This window comes from Mycobacterium vicinigordonae (assembly GCF_013466425.1).
Lineage (GTDB): Bacteria > Actinomycetota > Actinomycetes > Mycobacteriales > Mycobacteriaceae > Mycobacterium > Mycobacterium vicinigordonae.
Map to the genome: position 1 here is coordinate 2,195,128 of NZ_CP059165.1, position 20,041 is coordinate 2,215,168.

Below are 20,041 nucleotides of genomic sequence, written 5' to 3' on the forward strand. Positions count from 1 at the left end.
CTCGCATGGAGCTGATCGTCGGGCGCGTCGCTAAGGCCCATGGCGTCACCGGCGAACTCGTCGTCGACGTCCGCACCGACGACCCCGACATCCGGTTCGCGGTGGGCGCCACGCTGCGTGCCAGGAATCCCCGCGATGGGGGCCCGGCACGCAGCTACGTCGTCGAGAGTGCCCGCCCGCATGGCGCCCGGCTGCTGGTCAGGCTGGCCGGCGTGACCGACCGAGACGGCGCCGACGCCCTGCGCGGCGCGCTGTTTGTGATCGACTCTGACGACCTGCCCCCGATCGAGGAGCCCGACACCTACTACGACCACCAGTTGGAGGGTCTTCGGGTATCCACGACAGCGGGCCGGGCGGTCGGCGTCGTCACCGAGGTGCTGCACACCGCGGGTGGGGAGTTGTTGGCCGTCAAGGGCGCGTCCGGCGAGGTGCTGGTGCCATTCGTCGGCGCGATCGTCACTGCGGTGTCGCTGGACGACGGGACCCTGCTGATCGAGCCGCCCGACGGTTTGCTGGATCTGGACAGTTAGCCGTGCGTAGCCCATGAGGATAGACGTCGTCACCATCTTCCCGTCATTTCTGGACCCGCTGCGACAATCGTTGCCGGGCAAAGCAATTGCCTCGGGTCTGGTCGACCTGCAGGTGCATGACCTGCGCCGGTGGACCCACGACGTGCACCACTCGGTGGATGACACACCCTACGGCGGCGGTCCCGGCATGGTGATGAGGGCGCCGGTGTGGGGTGAGGCGCTGGACGAGATCTGTTCGGAAGAAACGCTATTGGTGGTTCCGACGCCGGCGGGTACGCGGTTCGACCAGGCCACCGCGCGGCGTTGGAGCGTCGAAAGCCACCTGGTGTTCGCGTGTGGCCGGTACGAGGGTATTGACCAGCGGGTGGTCGAGGACTCGGCGCGCCGGATGCGGGTAGCAGAGGTGTCTATTGGCGACTACGTGTTGCCCGGCGGCGAGTCGGCGGCAGTGGTGATGATCGAGTCGGTGCTGAGGCTGCTGACCGGTGTACTGGGCAATCCTGCCTCGCACCAACATGATTCCCATTCACCGGCCCTGGATGGGCTACTCGAAGGTCCGAGCTACACGCGGCCGCCGAGCTGGCGTGGCCTCGACGTGCCGGAGATCCTGTTGTCGGGCGACCACGCGAAGATCGCGGCGTGGCGCCGGGAGGTGTCCCTGCAACGCACCCGGGAACGCCGCCCCGAGTTGCTGGACTGACGGCGAGCAGACGCAAAGGCACCGTAAAATGGCCATTTTACGGTGCCTTTGCGTCTGCTCGGCCAGTCCCCGGCCAGTCCCTGGCGCGCTAGATGCGGCCGTTGGGGAAAATAGTCCGGACGGCCTGGGTGATGGTCTCGCGTGCGGTCGCGTCGTCGGAAGGTTGCAGCGACTCGATAACCATGATGTAGCGGTGGTCGGCGCCGATGACGCCGGTGGACAGGTGCATCCAGTCGGCTCCGATGCAGCACATCCAACCTTGCTTGACCGCAACGGGTTCGCCGTACAGTCCCTCGGGAATGCCGAACCGCTGCGGGTAGCCGTCGATCCCGGTGGGTGTCGAATGCGCCAGGTCGTCCACGATCAGGCGGGCGCGGTCGCGCGGGAGGCCGCCCGAGCCATCGAGCAGGCCCTCGTAGTAACGGATCAGGTCTTCGGCTGAGCTGATGGTGTTCCACCACCGCCCATCGCTGGGCGGCGCGGTCGAGGTCAGCCCGTAGCGGCCGGCGACGCGCGCGACGATGGTGTCTCCGCCGTCCTCGCCCCAGAATCGCTCGGCGGCGCCGTCGTCGGACGACTGCAACATCAGGTCCAGCGCCTGGCGGTCGTCGGCGGACAGCACGGCCTGACCCGCGGACTCCCTCAGCAGCAGCTCGTCGGCGATGAACAATTTCGCCACCGATGCGGTGGCGATGATCTGGTTGTTGCCATTGGAGACCAGCTGATGGGTGACGCGGTCCAGAATGGCCACGGCCAGGGTCGCGCCGGTGGCCGTGGCCTGCTCGGTGGCCTGCTGAACCCGTTCCGGCACTCCGGCCAGGCCGTCGGTTGGGGTCGGCAGCGCCATCGGAGTGCCGGTCGGCGTGATGGCCCGCAGCAACAATTCGACCAGCTGCTGCTGCTGGGGTTGTTGCTGCCGCTCGGCAGAGCGCTGATCGCCAGAGCTGGTGGCCTTGGCGTGGACCGTCGCCTCGCAACCCGCAACCACCGCCAGTGCCACCGCGGCCACCGCGGTGAGCATGGTCAGCGGCCGGGCTCGCATCGGCTCTCCTTCCGGCAGCTGGTCGGTGGTGGGCAGGCCCCGGCATCTCGGTTCGAGGCGGTTCGAACCCCGTTCATATGTACCACTTGCAGGCGGTTTAGGGCGGTCGTGAACCGCCACAGATTCCTGTGATTTTCGCTGCACGTGCACCATCTGGCACAATTGAGCGGTTGTCTCCAGCGGTCGTCGGCCGGCCTCTTGTCTGCCGCCTGTTGCGAGATGCAACTCTTGAGCCCGTACCCATCGGCTTGGTGACCGCCGCACAGTCCTGTGCGGGGGTTATCGGGCCGCGAACCTTGAGGAAGTGTCTTTCCAATGAACAGGCTGGACTTCGTCGACCAGGCGTCGCTGCGCGACGACATCCCCGCCTTTAGCCCGGGCGACACGATCAACGTGCACGTCAAGGTCATCGAGGGAGCCAAGGAACGCATCCAGGTATTCAAGGGTGTGGTGATCCGGCGATCCGGCGGTGGCGTCCGCGAGACGTTCACCGTGCGCAAGGAGAGCTACGGCGTTGGCGTCGAGCGGACTTTCCCGGTTCATTCGCCGAACATCGACCACATCGAAGTGGTGACCCGCGGCGATGTTCGTCGCGCAAAGCTCTACTACCTGCGTGAACTCCGCGGCAAGAAGGCCAAAATCAAGGAGAAGCGCTGATCTCGGAGCGTATGCGGGGGCGCGGTGCCTCCCGCCTCGAGGCGCCGCGGCGGTCGCAGACGCACACCGTGCGCTGGCTACGCTGATCCCGTGACTGACACCGAAGACTCTCCATCGGAAGACTCTTCTGGGGAGGTTTCTGCTGCGGAGACTTCGCAGTCGGAGCCGACCGCGGCCCGCGACGGCGAGGCAGCGACCCAGGATTCCAAACCGGAGCCCGAGAAGGCCGAGAAGGACAAGAAGCGCTCGACGACCCGGGAGCTGGCCTGGCTGGCGATAATCGCGATCGGGATTTACTACGTCATGCTGACGTACGTCGCGCGCCCGTACCTGATCCCGTCGGAATCGATGGAGAGCACTCTGCACGGGTGCCCCACCTGCGTCGGCGATCGGATTCTGGTCGACAAACTGACCTACCGGTTCAGCTCACCCGAACCCGGTGACGTCATCGTCTTCAAGGGGCCGCCGGCGTGGAACACCGGGTACAAGTCGATCCGCTCGCACAACACCCTGGTGCGCTGGATCCAGAACGCGCTGTCGTTTCTGGGATTCGTGCCTCCGGACGAGAATGACCTGGTAAAGCGCGTTATCGCGGTGGGCGGACAGACCGTGGAGTGTCGGGCCGACACCGGGCTCACGGTCAACGGTAAACGGTTGCACGAGCCGTACCTGGACCCCAATGTCATCAAGGTCGACCAAACCGGCTACCCACCGGCGTGCCTGGGCAACGAGTTCGGTCCCGTCACGGTCCCGGCGGGACGCCTGTGGGTGATGGGCGACAATCGGACCCACTCGGCAGACTCCCGCGCGCACTGCCCGATGCGCTGCACAGGCGACTCGACGGCGGGCACGGTGCCGGTCGGCAACGTCATCGGCAAGGCCCGCTTCATCGTGTGGCCGCCGTCGCGATGGGGTGGTGTGGGTTCGGTGAACCCTCAGCAGGGTCAGTGATCGTGGCGCCGACATGAGCCGGTCCTGGCCTCCGCGCACGGTGATCCGCAAGTCCGCGGGTCTGCGCACGCTGGAGTCCGCGCTGTACCGCAACGGCCTGGGCCCGGTCGCCGGGGTCGACGAGGTGGGCCGCGGGGCATGCGCCGGTCCGCTCGTGGTGGCGGCCTGCGTGTTAGGTCCTGGCCGGTTGGAAAGCCTTGCCGCGCTTGACGATTCGAAGAAGTTGACGGAAAGGGCGCGGGAGAAGCTGTTCCCGCTGATCCGTCGCTACGCGCTGGCCTACCACGTGGTGTTCATCTCGTCGGTCGAGGTGGACCGCCGCGGCGTGCATGTGGCCAACATCGAGGGCATGCGACGCGCGGTCGCTGGGCTGGCGGTGCGTCCCGGGTACGTGCTGAGCGACGGGTTCCGGGTTCCCGGGCTGGCGGCGCCGTCCCTGCCGGTGATCGGCGGCGATGCCGCGGCGGCCTGTATCGCCGCGGCCAGTGTGCTGGCCAAGGTAAGCCGGGATCGGTTGATGGTCGCCATGGACGCCGAGCATCCGGGTTATGGCTTCGCCGACCACAAGGGTTACAGCACCCCGGCGCACAGTCGCGCGCTGGCCGCACTGGGCCCCTGCCCGCAGCACCGCTACTCGTTCATCAACGTGCGGCGGTTGGCGACCGGGATGCTGGTCAGCTCTGGAGGTCCGGGCGCGCGCGCCGATTACGAGTGCGCAAAGATGGGGCCAAGGTTCGAGGATGAAGGACGTCTGAGCAGATGAGCGCTGAGGATCTCGAGAAGTACGAAACCGAGATGGAGCTCTCGCTGTACCGCGAATATAAAGACATCGTCGGTCAGTTCAGCTACGTCGTGGAAACCGAGCGCCGGTTCTATCTCGCTAACAGCGTCGAAATGGTGCCCCGCAACGCCGACGGCGAGGTGTATTTCGAGCTGCGGTTGGCCGACGCCTGGGTATGGGACATGTACCGTCCTGCCCGGTTCGTCAAGCAGGTGCGCGTGGTGACGTTCAAGGACGTCAACATTGAGGAAGTGGAGAAGCCCGAACTGCGACTGCCGGAGTAGCCGCCGCGGCCGCTAGAAACTCTCCTCGGTGATTTCCAACTCGCCCCGGGAGTCGATGATCTTGCGGGCCACGTCGGCCAGCTTGATGTTGAGGCCCTGGGAGTGACGCCGCAGCAAGTCGAAGGCCTCATCCTCGTTCATCTCGTGCAGCATCATCAGCATGCCGACCGCCTTGCCGATCTCCCGGTTGCTCAACAGCCCCCGCCGCAGGCTGGCGGCGTCTTCGCCGTGTGCGATCGCGTTGATCGCCACGCTGGCAAACGACGCCAGCACCGCTGCGCTGCCCGCGGATTCGGAGTCAAAGACATTTGGCGTCTCGCTGAACAGGTTCAGCGCGGCGCCCTTGCGTTTGTCGATGAGCAGCCGGAACCCCATTGCCCCGCGCACCGGGGTGTCGGCGAGCAGCTTGGCCGCGAACTTCGGCCACTGCGTCGGAACGCTCAGGTCCGATTCGATCTGGGGTGTTTCTTCCTCGATCGCGTCGATGCACGGGCCGTCCCCGGCACGTCGTTCCAGCTCGTCGATGCGGTGCGCCAGGCTGCTGCTGGCGCCAACGGTGACGTAGCGGTCCCCGCGTTTGACCATCAGGCTGGCGTGATCGCAACCGGGGACCACCAGGGTGGCGGCCACGCAGATCGCGGCATACATCTGGCTGGCGTCGGATCCCTGGTAGATGATCTCGGCTAGGGCTGCGAATACGGTCGCGGGGTCGGCGATCAGCGCGCCCTTGGACGGACTCTCCGGTTCGTTGGCCACGTCGTTACCTCCCTTCGGCGCTGCGTTCTGGCCGTACCTTAGTCCGGTGGTCATCACAGTCACACACCGACGGCGCGTTCGAGGTCTTTCAGAGACGTCTCCAGATGACTGAGCATGCGTTGCAGGTGGGGCACACTGCCTCTGGCGCCGACCAAGCCGAAGTCGAGGTTTTCGGCGTTGTTGGTCACCGTGATGTTCATCGCCTGCCCGTCCAGGGTGATCGACAATGGGTAATTGCCGACCATCTCTGCGCCCCGCCAGTACAGCTTCTCCTTGGATCCCGGAACATTGGAGATCACGATGTTGAACGGTGGCGGCGCGGTGCGGATGAATCCCGGAATCAGCCCAAGGAAAAGTCCGCCGGTCAGGAAAGCGGACAAGGCCAGTTGCTGCACCTGGGGGAGCTGGTTGAACAGCTGCTTCTGTTCCGACATCGACGAGCTGATCCCACGAAGACGCTGGCCAGCGTCCTCCACATCGGTATTGAGGTTGCACAACACGGTCCCGACCGAGTTCCCGCCGCCTTCGCTGCCCTCCTTGCGAAGACTCACCGGAACCATCGCGATCAGCGGCGCATCCGGCAGCGCATTCTGTTCGATCAGATACGCGCGGAGGGCGCCCGCGGACATCGCCAGCACGACGTCGTTGAAGCTGACGTTCGTGGCAGTCTTCACGCCGAAGATGCGTTCCAGCGGCCAGGACTGTGCGGCGATGCGCCGAGCGCCGCCGATCCGCACGTTGAACATGGACTTAGGTGCTCGAAACGGGAAGGTGAGCTGTTGCTCGAGCAACGCCGCGCGCGCCAGTGACAAGGTCGACGGGGCCAAGCCCGCTGCCGCCCCGATCGCGCCGGTCAGCGACTGCAGCGCCGACGCGTTGCTGCCCTTTTCCGGCTTGTGGCGCGGTTTGAGCTCCCAAGGCACCCGAATCTCGCCGTCGTTCGGATCGCTGGTGAACGCGCGCTGGATCAGACGCATGGCGGAGACGCCATCCATCAGTGAGTGGTGGAACTTGGTGTAGACCGCGTAGCGCCCGTCACTGAGACCCTCCACGAGGTGCGCTTCCCATAGCGGGCGGTGCCGGTCGAGCAGGCTGCCGTGCCAGCGCGAGCAGACCTCGAGCAACTCACGTACGCGACCCGGGCGCGGCAGCGCGGACCGGCGGAAGTGATAGTCGAGTTCCACCTCACGGTCCACCGCCCACGCCAGGTTGGTGACCGGACCCACGAACGAGGGGTGTTTGCGGAACGTCGGTTGTACGTCGGTGCGGCTGAGCATCGACTCGTACGCTTCGGTGACGAAGTCTTCGTTGGCGCCGTCGGGCGGTTGGAATAACTGCAACCCTCCGACGTGCATCGGATGCTCCCGTGATTCTCCGAGCAGAAACATAGAGTCGGTCGGCGCGATCAGCTTCATGTTTTGCCCCTTTGCCCGAAAGTACGACCCCGCGATTGACGGCGTAGGTATAGCCAACTGTGGCGTCTCGCACACATTTGGTGACGTGTCTCGTTCAAGAGTCTGACCGTCGGCGGCGTGGGAAGGCTGACCGGGCTCGGCGCCGCTGACCGAGGACGGTCCGACAGGCGGCTTTGGCGGCGGGGATGTGACGCCGCGCCCGGTAATCTGGCGGCCGTGACAACCGTGGCAGTTGAGCGGATCCAGTGGGGCACGTAACCGCGCGGCGCCGGGTACGGCATCTTGCTGCCGATCACGCCAGTGACCGGTCGGAGACGCTGGCGGTCGAGGAGCCGTTGGAGATCCGGGTCAACGGGGCGGCGGTAGCGGTAACCATGCGTACACCCGGCTCGGATGTCGAACTGGCGCAAGGGTTTCTGCTCACCGAAGGGGTAATCGTCCGGCGGGCCGATGTGCACACCATTCGCTACTGCGACGGCCGCGACGCCGGTGGCGTCAACAACTACAACGTGCTCGACGTGACGCTGGCTGCCGGCGTCGCACCCCCGAGTCGCGATGTGACCCGCAACTTCTACACCACGTCGTCCTGCGGTGTCTGCGGCAAGGCGTCGTTGGACGCGGTGCAACTACTGAGTCATTACCCGCCGGGCGACGACCCGGTCTGCGTCACCACTGCCGCCCTGGAGAGAATGCCGGACCAGTTGCGCAGCGCGCAAAAGGTTTTCGCGGCCACCGGGGGTTTGCACGCCGCTGGACTGTTCGGAGCGGACGGCACGATGTTGGTCGTGCGCGAGGACATCGGCCGGCACAACGCGGTCGACAAGGTGATCGGCTGGGCGCTGGAGCACGAGCGGGTGCCGCTGACGGGATCGGTCCTGCTGGTCAGCGGTCGGGCATCGTTCGAGTTGACCCAGAAGGCGTTGATGGCTGGGATCCCGGTGCTGGCGGCCGTTTCGGCGCCGTCGTCGCTGGCGGTGTCGCTGGCCGAGGAGTCGGGCATCACCCTGGTGGGGTTCCTGCGCGAGGACTCGATGAATGTCTATGCACGCGCGGATCGGGTGGCCCGCTGACCGCTCGGCCTGTGGATGAAGGGCTGACTGGGGATAGACAGCCGCTGTCGATGCCCTTCGGGCCGCTGCCGCACCGCCGGTGTCGGGGCGCACTGGCAGTTTGGCGGCATGACGACGTTGACGCGGGCCCAGCTCGGGGCGCTGGGCGAACAACTGGCTGTTGACCACCTGAGCGGCCTCGGGTTGCAGATCCTGCACCGCAACTGGCGCTGCCGCTACGGCGAACTCGATGTGATCGCCTGCGATACATTAAGTCGCACTGCCGTTTTCGTTGAGGTCAAGACCCGCACCGGGGACGCCTACGGCGGGGTGGCGCAAGCGGTGACCGAGGCGAAGGTGCGTCGGCTGCGTCGGCTGGCCGGCCTGTGGTTGGCCGATCAGGACCAGGGTTGGGCGGCCCTGCGCATCGACGTGATCGGGGTGCGCATCGGCCGGCGTCCGACCCCCGAACTGATCCACCTCAAGGGTGTCGGCTGATGGCGCTCGGGCGGGCGTTCTCGGTGGCGATTCAGGGGCTCGACGGGCACATCGTGGAGATCGAAGCCGACATCACCTCGGGGCTGCCGGGAGTGCACCTGGTCGGTCTGCCCGACGCGGCGTTGCAGGAGTCCCGCGACCGGGTCCGCGCCGCCGTCACCAACTGCGGCAACACCTGGCCGATGGCCAGGCTCACCCTCGCGCTATCGCCGGCCACCCTGCCGAAGGTCGGATCGGTCTACGACATTGCCCTGGCCGCCGCCGTGCTCTCGGCGCAGCGCAAGAAGCCGTGGCACCGGTTGGAGAAGACGGTCCTGCTCGGCGAGTTGTCTCTGGACGGCCGGGTGCGGCCGGTGCGCGGGGTGCTCCCCGCGGTGCTCGCGGCCAGGCGCGAGGGCTGGCCGGCGGTCGTCGTCCCGACCGCCAACCTGGCCGAAGCCGGCCTGGTGGACGGCATCGACGTCGGTGGTGTGCGCACCCTCGGGCAACTGCGGGACTGGCTGAACGGCTCCGCCGGCCTGGACGAGCCCGCCGACGCATCCGACGCCGAGGAGGAGCCGCTGATGGACATGGCGGACATCGTCGGACAGTCGCAGGCCCGCTTCGCCGTGGAAGTCGCCGCGGCCGGCGCGCATCACCTGATGATGACCGGGCCGCCCGGTGTGGGTAAAACCATGCTGGCACAACGCCTTCCGGGACTGCTACCCCCGCTGACACACCGCGAGGCGCTGGAGGTCACCGCGATCCACTCGGTGGCAGGGCTATTGTCCGCGGACACACCGCTGATCACGCGGCCGCCGTTCGTGGCGCCACATCACAGTTCCAGCGTGGCCGCGCTGATCGGCGGCGGGACGGGCATCGCCCGCCCCGGTGCGGTCAGCCGAGCCCACCGCGGAGTGCTGTTCCTCGACGAGTGCGCCGAGATCGGTGGCCACACGCTGGATGCGCTGCGCACCACGTTGGAGGACGGTGAGATACGCCTTGCCCGCCGCGACGGGGTGGCGTGCTACCCGGCCCGATTCCAGCTGGTGATGGCGGCCAACCTGTGTCCGTGTGCACCCGCGGATCCGCAGGATTGCCAATGTCCAGCCGCGGTGAAGCGCCGCTACCTGAGCAAGTTGTCCGGTCCGCTGCTGGATCGGGTCGACCTGCGGGTGCAAATGCACGTGGTGCGGGCCGGGGCGTTCTCGGCCGCGGACGGCGAACCCACCGCGCAGGTACGCCGCCGGGTGGCGCAGGCCCGGCAGGCCGCGGCCCATCGCTGGGAACCGTACGGGTTCAGCACCAACGGCGAAGTCAGCGGCGCGTTGCTGCGGCGTAAGTTCCGTCTCGGCAGCGCCACCATGGAACCGCTGCGCAAAGCGGTGGAGCGCGGCATCCTCAGCATCCGTGGGCTCGATCGCACGCTCCGGGTCGCCTGGACGCTCAGCGACCTGGCCGGCCGTACCGCCCCGGGAGTCGCGGAAGTTGCTGCGGCACTGAGCTTTCGGCAGTCGGGAGCGGCGCGGTGAGTGCCTGCGACCGGCAGCTGGCGTGGGCCTACCTATCGCGGGTGGCTGAGCCGCCCTGCGCGCAACTGGCGGTCCTGATCGACTCGGTGGGACCGCAGGAGGCCGCCGACCGCATCCGGCGTGGCGCGGTCGAGGGCGAGCTGGCCCGACGCACCGATGCAAGGCGCCATATCGAGCAGGGAAGCGCGGACCTGCGACTGCTGCAGAGCCGAGGTGGACGGCTGATCACCGCCGATGACGAAGAATGGCCAGCGCTGGCGTTCGCCAGCTTCGGCAATATGGCGGTGCGCTCGCGCAGCGGGGCGCCGCTGGCGTTGTGGGCGCTGGGGCCGGCCCGCCTAGACGAGGTGTCCTATCGCTCGGCGGCCGTCGTGGGCACCCGGGCCGCCACCGGCTACGGCGAGCACATCGCGGCCGACCTGGCGGCCGGTTTGGCCGAACGTGACGTCGCGGTCGTCTCCGGTGGTGCCTTCGGCATCGACGGCGCTGCGCACCGCGCGACGCTGGCGGCGGACGGGACCACCGTCGCGGTGCTGGCCGGCGGGATCGACGTCCCCTATCCGGCCGGGCATTCCTCCTTGCTGCATCGGATCGGCCGAACCGGCCTGCTCGTGACTGAATACCCGCCGGGTGTCCGGCCGGCCCGGCACCGCTTCTTGACCCGCAACCGGCTGGTGGCCGCGCTGGCGGGCACTGTGGTGGTGGTGGAGGCGGGACTGCGCAGCGGCGCCGCCAACACTGCGGCCTGGGCGCGTGCTCTGGGCCGGCTGGTAGCCGCGGTGCCCGGACCGGTGACGTCGTCGGCGTCGGCGGGGTCGCACGTGCTGCTGCGCGGTGGCGCGGAATTGGTCACGCGCGCCGAGGATGTCGTCGAGCTCGTCGGACGCATCGGCGAGCTGGCCGAAGATGAGCCGCGGCCCGGCACCGCGTTGGACGGGCTCAGCGACGCCGAGCGGCGGGTGCACGACGCGTTACCGGGCCGCGGCGTCGCCACCGTCGACGAGATCGCCGTTGCGTCCGGGCTGGTGCCCGAGCAGGTGCTGGGGCCCTTGGCGTTGTTGGAGGTAGCCGGCCTCGTGGAGTGCGAAGACGGGCGCTGGCGCATAGCGCGCCACCGTAGTGAACGACCGCGGCTCGTATAGTCGAATGAAATCGGGGTTCGAACAGGAGGATTCAGTGGCAGGTCGGCCTCTGCAAGCATTCGAGGTGGTCAGTACCGAGCAGCTCACGCCGCACATGATCAGGGTGGTGTTGGGCAGCGACCATTTCGACACCTTCGTGCCCAGCAAGTTCACCGACTCCTACGTGAAGCTGGTCTTCGTAACCGACGGCGTAGACGTCGCAGCGCTGCCGGAGCCGCTGACCCTGGACAGCTTCGCCGAACTGCCGCCGGAGAAGCGGCCCGCGGTGCGCACCCTGACCGTGCGCCGCGTCGATGAGCAGGCCCGGCAGATCACCTTGGACATCGCCATTCACGGCGAGCACGGTGTGGCCGGTCCGTGGGCCGCGTCGGTGCAACCGGGTCAACCGATCTATCTGATGGGCCCCGGTGGCGCCTACACGCCCGACCCGGCGGCCGACTGGCACCTGCTGGCCGGGGATGAATCGGCGATCCCGGCCATCGCGGCTGCCCTGGAGGCGCTGCCCGACACCGCCGTCGGCAAGGTGTTCATCGAGGTCGCCGGACCCGACGACGAGATACCGCTGGCCGCCCCCGAATCGGTCGAGGTGAACTGGGTCTACCGGGGCGGGCGCGCCGACCTGGTGCCCGAAGACCGAGCTGGCGACCACGCGCCGCTGATCGAGGCGGTCACCACGACGCTGTGGCTGCCGGGCCAGGTGCATGTCTTCATCCACGGCGAGGCGCAAGCCGTCATGCACAATTTGCGTCCCTACATCCGCAAGGAGCGTGGCGTCGGTGCCCAGTGGGCGTCCTCGATCTCGGGTTACTGGCGCCGGGGCCGCACCGAAGAGTCATTCCGGGCATGGAAGAAAGAACTCGCCGAGGCGGAGGCCGGATCCCAGTAGGGCACCGGGCTGGCATTCTCTTCGCATGGCATTCGGCGATTACCAGTACGAGATCTACTTCCAGGGCCTGTCCGGCGTCACGCCTTCGCTACCGATGGCCTACACGGAGTTGGAAGCCAGGGCGCAGCTGGCCATGCCGCCATCGGTGTGGTCCTACGTGGTCGGGGGAGCCGGCGACGAGCGCACCCAGCGGGCCAACCGCGAGGCCTTCGACCAATGGGGCTTGATGCCACGCATGTTCGTCGGCGCCGCCGAACGCGACCTGACGGTCGATCTGTTCGGCTTGAAGCTGCCTTCGCCACTTTTCATGGCGCCGATCGGGGTGATCGGGCTGTGCGCGCAGGACGGCCACGGTGACTTGGCCACCGCGCGCGCCGCAGCCCGCACCGGGGTCCCGATGGTCGTCTCCACGCTCACCGCCGATCCGCTAGAAGACGTCGCCGCGCAATTCGGCGACACCCCCGGGTTCTTTCAGCTCTACACGCCGAAGGATCGCGATTTGGCCGCCAGCCTCGTCCAGCGGGCCGAGGCCGCCGGCTTCAAGGCCATCGTCGTCACGCTGGACACCTGGATCCCAGGTTGGCGCCCGCGGGACCTGAGCACCGCCAACTTTCCGCAGCTGCGCGGGCACTGCCTGAGCAACTACACCAGCGACCCAGTCTTCCGCGCCGGCCTAACCAAGCCGCCCGAGGAAGACCCGCAAGGGGCCGTGCTGCGCTGGGCACAGCAGTTCGGAAATCCCCTGACCTGGGCCGATCTGCCCTGGCTGCGCTCGCTGACCGACCTGCCTTTGCTCATCAAGGGCATCTGTCACCCCGACGACGCCCGGCGCGCCAGGGACGGCGGCGTCGACGGCATCTACTGCTCCACCCACGGCGGCCGGCAGGCCAACGGCGGTTTGCCCGCGCTGGACTGCCTGCCTGGTGTGGTGGAGGCAGCCGAGGGCCTGCCGGTCCTGTTCGACTCCGGCATCCGCAGCGGCGCCGACGTAATCAAGGCGCTGGCCATGGGCGCGACCGCGGTCGGTGTCGGCCGGCCGTACGCCTACGGCCTGGCGCTGGGGGGTGTCGACGGCGTCGTTCATGTACTGCGCATGCTGCTCGCCGAGGCCGACTTGATCATGGCCGTCGACGGCTACCCGACGCTTAAAGATCTCACCCCGGACACGCTGCGGCGCGTCCGGTAGAAACACCGCGCCCCTTTTGTCAGCGTGGGGGAGTGCAGGCGATTTTCGACGAGTTCGACGAATACCTGAACCTGCAGTGCGGTCGTTCGGCGCACACCCGCAGAGCCTATCTGGGTGACGTGCGGTCGCTGCTCGACTTCCTCGCCGAGCGCGGCTCAGATCTGCAGACCCTGAGCCTGCCGGTACTGCGGTCGTGGCTGGCCAGCGCGGCGGGTTCCGGTGCGGCCCGCACCACGCTGGCCCGGCGCACCTCGTCTATCAAGGCGTTCACCGCGTGGGCGGTCCGGCGGGGTCTGTTGTCCACCGACCCGGCGGTCCGGCTGCAGGTGCCCAAGGCGCACCGCACCCTGCCCGCGGTGCTACGCCAGGACCAGGCGCTGGCGGCGATGGCGGCCGCGAAATCGGGTGCGGAGCAGGGCGATCCGCTGGCGCTGCGGGATCGGTTGATCGTGGAAATGTTGTACGCCACCGGCATCCGGGTCAGCGAGCTGTGCGGCTTGGACGTCGATGATGTCGACACCGGGCATCGGCTGGTACGGGTGCTGGGCAAGGGAAACAAGCAGCGCAGCGCGCCGTTCGGCCAACCGGCCGCCGAGGCGCTGCGCGCCTGGCTGTCCGACGGCCGCCCGGCGCTGGCCACCGTCGAGTCCGGGCCGGCGCTGCTGCTGGGCACGCGCGGTCGCCGCCTTGACGTGCGGCAGGCCCGCACCGTGGTGCACCAGACCGTCGCCGCCGTGGACGGCGCCCCCGACATGGGGCCGCACGGTCTGCGGCACAGTGCCGCGACCCATCTGCTGGAAGGCGGTGCCGACCTGCGGGTGGTCCAGGAGTTGCTGGGCCATTCCAGCCTTGCCACCACTCAGCTCTACACCCATGTGGCGGTCTCCCGGCTGCGGGCGGTGCACGACCAGGCCCACCCGCGTGCGTGAGTATCTGCCAGCAATTAGAAGGCACCGCGAATCTCGGCCGCCGAATCGCAGAGCGCGGTTACGTTTGCAGCCAACCGCAGCCAACCGCAGCTAAGCGGGCGGAGGTGCGAGCGGCTTGAGCCGCAGCGGCGTCGACTCCAGCAGGCCCAGCGGGTCGACGTAGTCGGCGTGCGACGCCGGGCCCCACATGGCACCCCAGTGCAAGCAGGCCGCGGCCGGGCAGCCGGAGTGACCGGCCTGCAACGCGCCGAGCACGCTTCCCGACGCCACCGCTTGACCACCCCGCACGACCGCGCGCACCGGCTCGTAGCTGGTGTGCAGTCCGCCTGGATGCGCCAGCGACACCACCGGCCGGCCGGCCAATAGCCCGGCGAACACCACGGTTGCGTCGCCGGCGGCGTAGACCGGCTGTCCGGGGCGTCCGGCCAGGTCAACCCCACGGTGCCCGGCTAGCCAGCGCTGCGACGGCGCGTCGAACCCGCGCGACACCGTCGGCGGCGGCCGCAGTGGCCAGCTCAACCGGCCGCCGGCGGCGTCCGCTGGCGGCGCGTTGAGCAGCACCCAGCCCAGCAGCAGCACCAGGAACACCCATCGCACCTGCTCAGTGCACTGGTACGCCGAACCCTGGGCCAGTCACCCGCTAACCGCTGTGGACGAGGGGAAAAGCACCGCCGCGACTCGGTGTAAACTGCTCCACGCAGCTCGCATCAGCGGGCTGACTTCGCGCGTCTGCACCGCGACCCAGTATTTGAGGGATCCGCAACAGCATGCCGAGCGGTCCCGCCGTCACAAGCGGGTGCGGCATCGCAGCAGGCGCCAGGGCCCGGCTTCACCCGTCGCCGGGCGACAAACCGAATGGTGCTGACTCGCTGCGCCCGGCCTCGCCGCGCTCGCGACCACCACCAACGACACATGAAAGCTGGGCACAGTCATGGCTGTTGTGACCATGAAGCAGCTGCTCGACAGCGGCACCCACTTCGGGCATCAGACCCGTCGCTGGAATCCCAAGATGAAGCGGTTCATCTTCACCGACCGCAATGGCATCTACATCATCGACCTGCAGCAGACGCTGACCTTCATCGACCGGGCGTACGAGTTCGTCAAGGAAACCGTCGCCCACGGTGGCACGGTGCTGTTCGTTGGCACCAAGAAGCAGGCGCAGGAGTCCGTCGCCGCCGAGGCGACCCGCGTCGGCATGCCGTACGTGAACCAGCGCTGGCTGGGTGGGATGCTCACCAACTTCTCCACCGTTCACAAGCGCCTGCAGCGCCTCAAGGAACTCGAGGCGATGGAGCAGACCGGTGGCTTCGAGGGCCGCACCAAAAAGGAAATCCTTGGTCTGACCCGCGAGAAGAACAAGCTGGAGCGCAGCCTGGGCGGTATCCGGGACATGGCCAAGGTGCCCTCGGCGGTGTGGGTCGTCGACACCAACAAGGAGCACATCGCCGTCGGCGAGGCCCGCAAACTAGGCATCCCGGTGATCGCGATCCTGGACACCAACTGTGACCCCGACGAGGTCGACTACCCCATCCCGGGCAACGACGACGCGATCCGCTCGGCGGCGCTGCTGACCAAGGTGATCGCCTCGGCGGTCGCCGAAGGCCTGCAGGCCCGGGCCGGTTTGGGCCGCGGCGACGGTAAGCCGGAGGCTGAGGCCGCCGAGCCCCTGCCCGAATGGGAGCAGGAATTACTAGCCGGCGCTGCCCCGCCCGATGGCCCCACCGGGGTCGAACCAACCACAGACGCAACCTAAGAAAGGCTGAGCATTGGCGAACTTCACCGCTGCCGACGTCAAGCGACTTCGGGAGCTGACCGGTGCTGGAATGCTCGACTGCAAGAACGCGCTGGCCGATTCGGATGGCGACTTCGACAAGGCCGTCGAGGCGCTGCGTATCAAAGGCGCCAAGGACGTCGGCAAGCGCGCTGAGCGGGCGACGGCCGAAGGTCTGGTCGCCGCCAAGGACGGTGCGCTGATCGAGCTGAACTCCGAGACCGACTTCGTCGCCAAGAACGCCGAGTTCCAGCAGTTGGCCGACACGATCGTTGCGGCCGCCGCGGCATCGAAGGCCACCGATATCGAGGCCCTCAAAGCCGCGCGTTCCGGTGACAAGACGGTCGAAGAGGCCATCGCCGCGCTGTCGGCCAAAATCGGCGAAAAGCTGGAGCTGCGTCGGGTCGCCAACTTCGACGGCACCGTCGAGACCTATCTGCACAAGCGGGCGGCTGACCTGCCGCCGGCGGTGGGCGTGCTGGTGGAATACACCGGCGACGGCGCCTCGGCCAAGGAAGCCGCACACGCGGTCGCGTTGCAGATCGCCGCGCTCAAGGCGCGCTACCTGTCTCGTGACGACGTGCCGGAGGATGTGGTGACCAGCGAGCGCCGCATCGCCGAGGAGACGGCGAAGGCCGAAGGCAAGCCCGAGCAAGCGCTGGCCAAGATCGTCGAGGGCCGGTTGCAGGGCTTCTTCAAGGACTCGGTGCTGCTCGAGCAGCCGTCGGTGTCCGACAGCAAGAAGACCGTCAAGGCGCTGCTCGACGAGGCCGGTGTCACCGTGACCCGCTTCGTGCGCTTCGAGGTCGGGCAGGCCTGAGCGGGCCCCGTGGCGCGCGTACACGCGTTCGGCGATGACGCCCTGCGCGACCTGGACGGCGTCGCGCTGGCCGAGGCCATCCGGGCCGGCGAGCTGGACCAGTCCGCGGTCGTCAAGGCGGCGATCGCCCGCGCCGAAGCGGTCGATCCCGAGCTGAACGCATTGGCGCACCCGGCGTTCGACAGAGCGTTGGCGGCGGGCCGCAGCAGCGGCTTTTTTGCCGGCGTGCCGACGGTCATCAAAGACAACGTCGACGTCGCGGGCCAGCCCACCATGAGTGGCACCGATGCGTGGCAGCCGTACCCGGCGCGAGCGGACAGCGAGGTCACGCGCGTGGTGCTGGGCTCCGGCCTGGTGTCGCTGGGCAAGACGCGGCTGTCGGAGTTCGGGTTCAGCGCCGCCGCCGAGCACCCGCGGCTGGGTCCGGTCCGAAACCCCTGGAACACCGACCACACTGCCGGTGCGTCGTCTTCGGGCTCGGCGGCGTTCGTCGCCGCCGGCGTGGTGCCGATCGCGCACGCCAACGATGGCGGCGGCTCCATCCGGATACCGGCCGCGTGTAACGGTCTGGTGGGTCTGAAACCGTCGCGTGGCCGGATGCCCCTGGAAGCCGCGCTGCGGCGGATGCCGGTCAACATCGTTGCCAACGGGGTGGTGACCCGCTCGGTCCGCGACACCGCAGCCTTCTATCGGGAGGCCGAACGGACGTTCCGCGCGGCCAAGCTGCCTCCGATCGGGGACGTCACCCGCGCCGGCGTCCGGCGGCTGAAGATCGCCGTCACCACCCAGTCGATGCACCGCGACTGCAGCCCTGAACTGCGCGAGCTGACGCGCAGCACCGCGACGCTACTCGAGGAACTAGGGCACCGTGTCGAACCCATCGACCGGATACCCGCGACGGCCAGCTTCCACGCCGACTTCGTGCTGTATTGGGGCTTTCTCGCGCTAGCCCAGGTGAGCGCGGGACGGCGGATGTTCGGTGAAACCTTCGACCGAACCCGGTTGGACGCTCTGACGATGGGGCTGCACGACCACACGCGGCGCAACATCCACCGCCTCCCGCTGGCGATTGCCCGGCTACGCCGGCTACGGGGCCGCAGCGCCGAGTTCTACCGCAGCTACGACGCGCTGCTCACCCCGACACTCGCCGACCCGACGCCACGGGTCGGCTATTTGGCACCGACCGATTACCAGCAGGTGATCGACCGACTGTCCGACTGGGTCGCCTACACGCCGCTGCAGAACGTGACCGGGGATCCGGCGATTTCACTGCCGTTGGCCCAATCCAGCGAAGGCCTGCCGGTCGGGATGATGCTGTCGGCCGACCTAGGCCAGGAAGCGCTGCTGCTGGAACTGGCCTACGAACTCGAAGAGGCCCGGCCTTGGGCACAGATTCACACCTGACGCTCAGTCCGAGCCGAGCGTTCCCAGCATCCGCTTGAAGTCGCGTTGCTCACGCTCGGTCAGTTTCGCCAGGATGCGTGCGTCAGCAGCGTGGACGACCGTTTCGGCGCGCTTGAGCAGGGCCCGGCCGTGGCTTGTCAATGCGGCCGGCAGGGCGCGACCGGCGGACACCGAGGCGGGACGTGACACCGCGCCGATGTCTTCCAGCTTGCGCAGCACCGTATTCATAGCCTGCGGGGTGACGCTGGCGTGTCGCGCCAGTTCGGCGCTGGAGGAGCCCGGCGAGTGGGACAGGATGCGTAAACAGACGAATTCCGGCAGCGTCAGGCCCAGCGGCCCCAGTGCGGCGCTGGCACCGGGTCGTAACACGGACATCACTCGATAGAGCAAGTAGCCCAGCGGGGCGTCCTCAGTGTCGGCGGCTTCACCCATATCAGGTATCCTGACATACCGCGTGGTCCGGACGCGGGGATTGTGCCAAAAAGGTGCAGATCAGCCGGCGTGCGGATGCGGTGGTCCATTTCCGAATGTTGACAAAGCTTTTCGCCGGATGCGCCCTATATATGTCGGCCGCCTGTTTCATCATCAAGCACTGCAATAGATTTGGTAACCCGCTCCTCGTATTTGTCGGCCGCTGCGTCGATGTTATTGCCTGCCGCTCCTATTCGACTGCTGTCACAACAATTCGGTGTGCGTGGGCGCTCGAGCGGCGTAGGGTGGAACACGCTGGGTCCCTGGTGGTGCCCATGGTGACAATGTGGCGCGAATAATTTTGTGGCGCAAATCAATTTGGCCTGGTTCGCGCAGGTAGGCAGGCCGCACAAGGCAATTCGAATGCGGTCGCAGTTTGAGGCTGCGCCCGTTGGGTAAGCGATGAATGCGCGGTTGGTTCGCTCATGTGCTGCTGACCGCTTGGAACGACACCAACGGAGAGGATTCAGCGTGAAGTTCACCAAAACCACTGCAAAGACGGCTCTCGGTGCCGCCGGGATTGCCGCGGTCAGTCTTTTCGGCGCGGCTTCTGCCTCGGCGGCTCCTACCATTGTCGAGGGACTCGGAACGCCCGAGACGCTGGTCGATGGCGCAATGTCGACTGACTACACGGTCAGCGGTCTGCAGCCCGCCAATGTCACCATCCCGGGCTACAACCCGGCCGGGCAACTGTGGCAGGCCGACGTGCACGTGAAGGCAAACACCGGTGTTGTGACGCCTGTGGTCTCAAACTTCAACGCCAGCTCCGGTGAGCAGAGCTACCGCGTGATCAGCGCTCCGGCCGCACCTGCGGGCCTAAGTCCCGCGCCGATCGCGCAGGGTGGCACCGCGACCGGAAAGATCTACTTCGATGTGACCGGCGCGCCCCCGACCCGGGTCGCCTACAACGACGGTGCGCAGGACGTGCTGGTGTGGGAGGGCAACCCGGCGAACATGCCGGCGCCGAACTCGATTCCGGGTCAGACGGCGCCCGGCCAGACCGTGCCGGGTCAGACGGCGCCCGGTCAGACCGTGCCGGGTCAGACGGCGCCCGGTCAGATGATGCCGGGCGAGACGGCCCCGGGTCAGACCATGCCGGGTCAACCGGCTCCGGCTCAGACCGCGCCGGGTCAGACCGCGCCCAGCCAGCTGGCACCTGGGCAGGCGCCCAACGCGGTGCCCGGAGCTGACCAGGAGCCTGAGGCGACACCGAACTCACCGGTGCACAGCAGCTAAATTCCGCACCACAAACCTCCCC

The 20,041-nt window shown here is 67.7% G+C and carries 22 protein-coding genes; 17 read left to right on the forward strand and 5 right to left on the reverse strand.

Translation table 11 applies throughout. The features are described from left to right. Positions 1 to 5 precede the first annotated feature (5 nt). Complete coding sequence (gene rimM, locus H0P51_RS10025; protein ID WP_180917763.1) at positions 6 to 530, forward strand: ribosome maturation factor RimM; 525 nt, start codon at positions 6 to 8, stop codon at positions 528 to 530. A gap of 13 nt (positions 531 to 543) precedes the next feature. Further along, positions 544 to 1,230 (forward strand): tRNA (guanosine(37)-N1)-methyltransferase TrmD, encoded by a 687-nt coding sequence (trmD, locus tag H0P51_RS10030; protein ID WP_180917764.1) that lies wholly within the window; start codon positions 544 to 546, stop codon positions 1,228 to 1,230. A gap of 88 nt (positions 1,231 to 1,318) precedes the next feature. On the opposite strand, the gene H0P51_RS10035 is transcribed toward trmD, so the two are convergent. Next, a complete protein-coding gene (locus H0P51_RS10035; protein WP_180917765.1) occupies positions 1,319 to 2,272 on the reverse strand; it encodes a serine hydrolase in 954 nt (317 codons plus the stop codon). A gap of 315 nt (positions 2,273 to 2,587) precedes the next feature. On the opposite strand from H0P51_RS10035, the gene rplS reads away from it, so the two are divergent. The 4 genes from rplS (at position 2,588) to H0P51_RS10055 (ending at position 4,945) form a co-directional block, all read left to right on the forward strand. Next, positions 2,588 to 2,929, forward strand: coding sequence for a 50S ribosomal protein L19 (rplS, locus tag H0P51_RS10040; protein WP_180917766.1), 342 nt, complete (start codon positions 2,588 to 2,590; stop codon positions 2,927 to 2,929). A gap of 90 nt (positions 2,930 to 3,019) precedes the next feature. Next, positions 3,020 to 3,880, forward strand: coding sequence for a signal peptidase I (gene lepB, locus H0P51_RS10045; RefSeq protein WP_180917767.1), 861 nt, complete (start codon positions 3,020 to 3,022; stop codon positions 3,878 to 3,880). A gap of 13 nt (positions 3,881 to 3,893) precedes the next feature. After that, a complete protein-coding gene (locus H0P51_RS10050) occupies positions 3,894 to 4,643 on the forward strand; it encodes a ribonuclease HII (RefSeq protein ID WP_343061785.1) in 750 nt (249 codons plus the stop codon). Then, entirely contained in the window at positions 4,640 to 4,945 is a 306-nt protein-coding gene (locus H0P51_RS10055; RefSeq protein ID WP_012393608.1) for a DUF2469 domain-containing protein, read from the forward strand. The genes H0P51_RS10050 and H0P51_RS10055 overlap by 4 nt, the downstream gene beginning before the upstream one ends. Before the next feature lie 12 nt (positions 4,946 to 4,957). Here H0P51_RS10055 and H0P51_RS10060 read toward each other — a convergent pair whose 3' ends face one another. Both H0P51_RS10060 and H0P51_RS10065 read right to left on the reverse strand, forming a co-directional pair. Then, positions 4,958 to 5,755, reverse strand: coding sequence for a GAF and ANTAR domain-containing protein (locus tag H0P51_RS10060; protein WP_180917768.1), 798 nt, complete (start codon positions 5,753 to 5,755; stop codon positions 4,958 to 4,960). A 5-nt stretch (positions 5,756 to 5,760) separates the two neighbouring features. Continuing rightward, positions 5,761 to 7,116 carry a WS/DGAT/MGAT family O-acyltransferase gene (locus tag H0P51_RS10065; protein ID WP_180917769.1) on the reverse strand — a complete coding sequence of 452 codons (1,356 nt, stop codon included), beginning with the start codon at positions 7,114 to 7,116 and terminating at the stop codon, positions 5,761 to 5,763. A gap of 245 nt (positions 7,117 to 7,361) precedes the next feature. Between H0P51_RS10065 and fdhD the strand changes: the two genes are divergently transcribed. From fdhD to H0P51_RS10100, 7 genes are all read left to right on the forward strand, one after another. Next, the gene (fdhD, locus tag H0P51_RS10070) at positions 7,362 to 8,186 is read left to right on the forward strand and encodes a formate dehydrogenase accessory sulfurtransferase FdhD (protein ID WP_180917770.1); all 825 of its coding nucleotides are present in this window, start codon (positions 7,362 to 7,364) and stop codon (positions 8,184 to 8,186) included. 108 nt (positions 8,187 to 8,294) lie between these two features. After that, the gene (locus tag H0P51_RS10075) at positions 8,295 to 8,663 is read left to right on the forward strand and encodes a YraN family protein (RefSeq protein ID WP_180917771.1); all 369 of its coding nucleotides are present in this window, start codon (positions 8,295 to 8,297) and stop codon (positions 8,661 to 8,663) included. After that, on the forward strand, positions 8,663 to 10,174 hold the full coding sequence (locus H0P51_RS10080) for a YifB family Mg chelatase-like AAA ATPase (protein ID WP_180917772.1): 1,512 nt from the start codon (positions 8,663 to 8,665) through the stop codon (positions 10,172 to 10,174). Before H0P51_RS10075 ends, H0P51_RS10080 begins: the two co-directional genes overlap by 1 nt. Continuing rightward, entirely contained in the window at positions 10,171 to 11,316 is a 1,146-nt protein-coding gene (gene dprA / locus H0P51_RS10085; RefSeq protein WP_180917773.1) for a DNA-processing protein DprA, read from the forward strand. The genes H0P51_RS10080 and dprA overlap by 4 nt, the downstream gene beginning before the upstream one ends. Positions 11,317 to 11,350: 34 nt before the next feature. Next, on the forward strand, positions 11,351 to 12,202 hold the full coding sequence (locus H0P51_RS10090; RefSeq protein ID WP_180917774.1) for a siderophore-interacting protein: 852 nt from the start codon (positions 11,351 to 11,353) through the stop codon (positions 12,200 to 12,202). Between the two features lie 25 nt (positions 12,203 to 12,227). Next, entirely contained in the window at positions 12,228 to 13,388 is a 1,161-nt protein-coding gene (locus H0P51_RS10095) for a lactate 2-monooxygenase (protein WP_180917775.1), read from the forward strand. 32 nt (positions 13,389 to 13,420) lie between these two features. Further along, the gene (locus H0P51_RS10100; protein WP_180917776.1) at positions 13,421 to 14,317 is read left to right on the forward strand and encodes a tyrosine recombinase XerC; all 897 of its coding nucleotides are present in this window, start codon (positions 13,421 to 13,423) and stop codon (positions 14,315 to 14,317) included. A gap of 90 nt (positions 14,318 to 14,407) precedes the next feature. Here H0P51_RS10100 and H0P51_RS10105 read toward each other — a convergent pair whose 3' ends face one another. Continuing rightward, positions 14,408 to 14,899 carry a M23 family metallopeptidase gene (locus tag H0P51_RS10105; protein ID WP_425489038.1) on the reverse strand — a complete coding sequence of 164 codons (492 nt, stop codon included), beginning with the start codon at positions 14,897 to 14,899 and terminating at the stop codon, positions 14,408 to 14,410. Positions 14,900 to 15,248: 349 nt separating this feature from the next. Between H0P51_RS10105 and rpsB the strand changes: the two genes are divergently transcribed. From rpsB to H0P51_RS10120, 3 genes are read left to right on the forward strand one after another with little or no spacing between them, the layout of a single operon-like run. Then, positions 15,249 to 16,070: a 30S ribosomal protein S2 gene (gene rpsB, locus H0P51_RS10110; RefSeq protein WP_180917778.1), complete on the forward strand. Its 822-nt coding sequence runs from the start codon at positions 15,249 to 15,251 to the stop codon at positions 16,068 to 16,070. Between the two features lie 13 nt (positions 16,071 to 16,083). Beyond that, positions 16,084 to 16,908, forward strand: a complete 825-nt coding sequence (tsf, locus tag H0P51_RS10115; RefSeq protein ID WP_180917779.1) for a translation elongation factor Ts — start codon at positions 16,084 to 16,086, stop codon at positions 16,906 to 16,908. 9 nt (positions 16,909 to 16,917) lie between these two features. Beyond that, positions 16,918 to 18,312 (forward strand): amidase, encoded by a 1,395-nt coding sequence (locus tag H0P51_RS10120; RefSeq protein ID WP_180917780.1) that lies wholly within the window; start codon positions 16,918 to 16,920, stop codon positions 18,310 to 18,312. 3 nt (positions 18,313 to 18,315) lie between these two features. On the opposite strand, the gene H0P51_RS10125 is transcribed toward H0P51_RS10120, so the two are convergent. Beyond that, positions 18,316 to 18,744: a MarR family winged helix-turn-helix transcriptional regulator gene (locus H0P51_RS10125; protein WP_180917781.1), complete on the reverse strand. Its 429-nt coding sequence runs from the start codon at positions 18,742 to 18,744 to the stop codon at positions 18,316 to 18,318. 510 nt (positions 18,745 to 19,254) lie between these two features. On the opposite strand from H0P51_RS10125, the gene H0P51_RS29210 reads away from it, so the two are divergent. Next, entirely contained in the window at positions 19,255 to 20,019 is a 765-nt protein-coding gene (locus H0P51_RS29210) for a DUF1942 domain-containing protein (protein ID WP_246398545.1), read from the forward strand. Positions 20,020 to 20,041 lie beyond the last annotated feature (22 nt).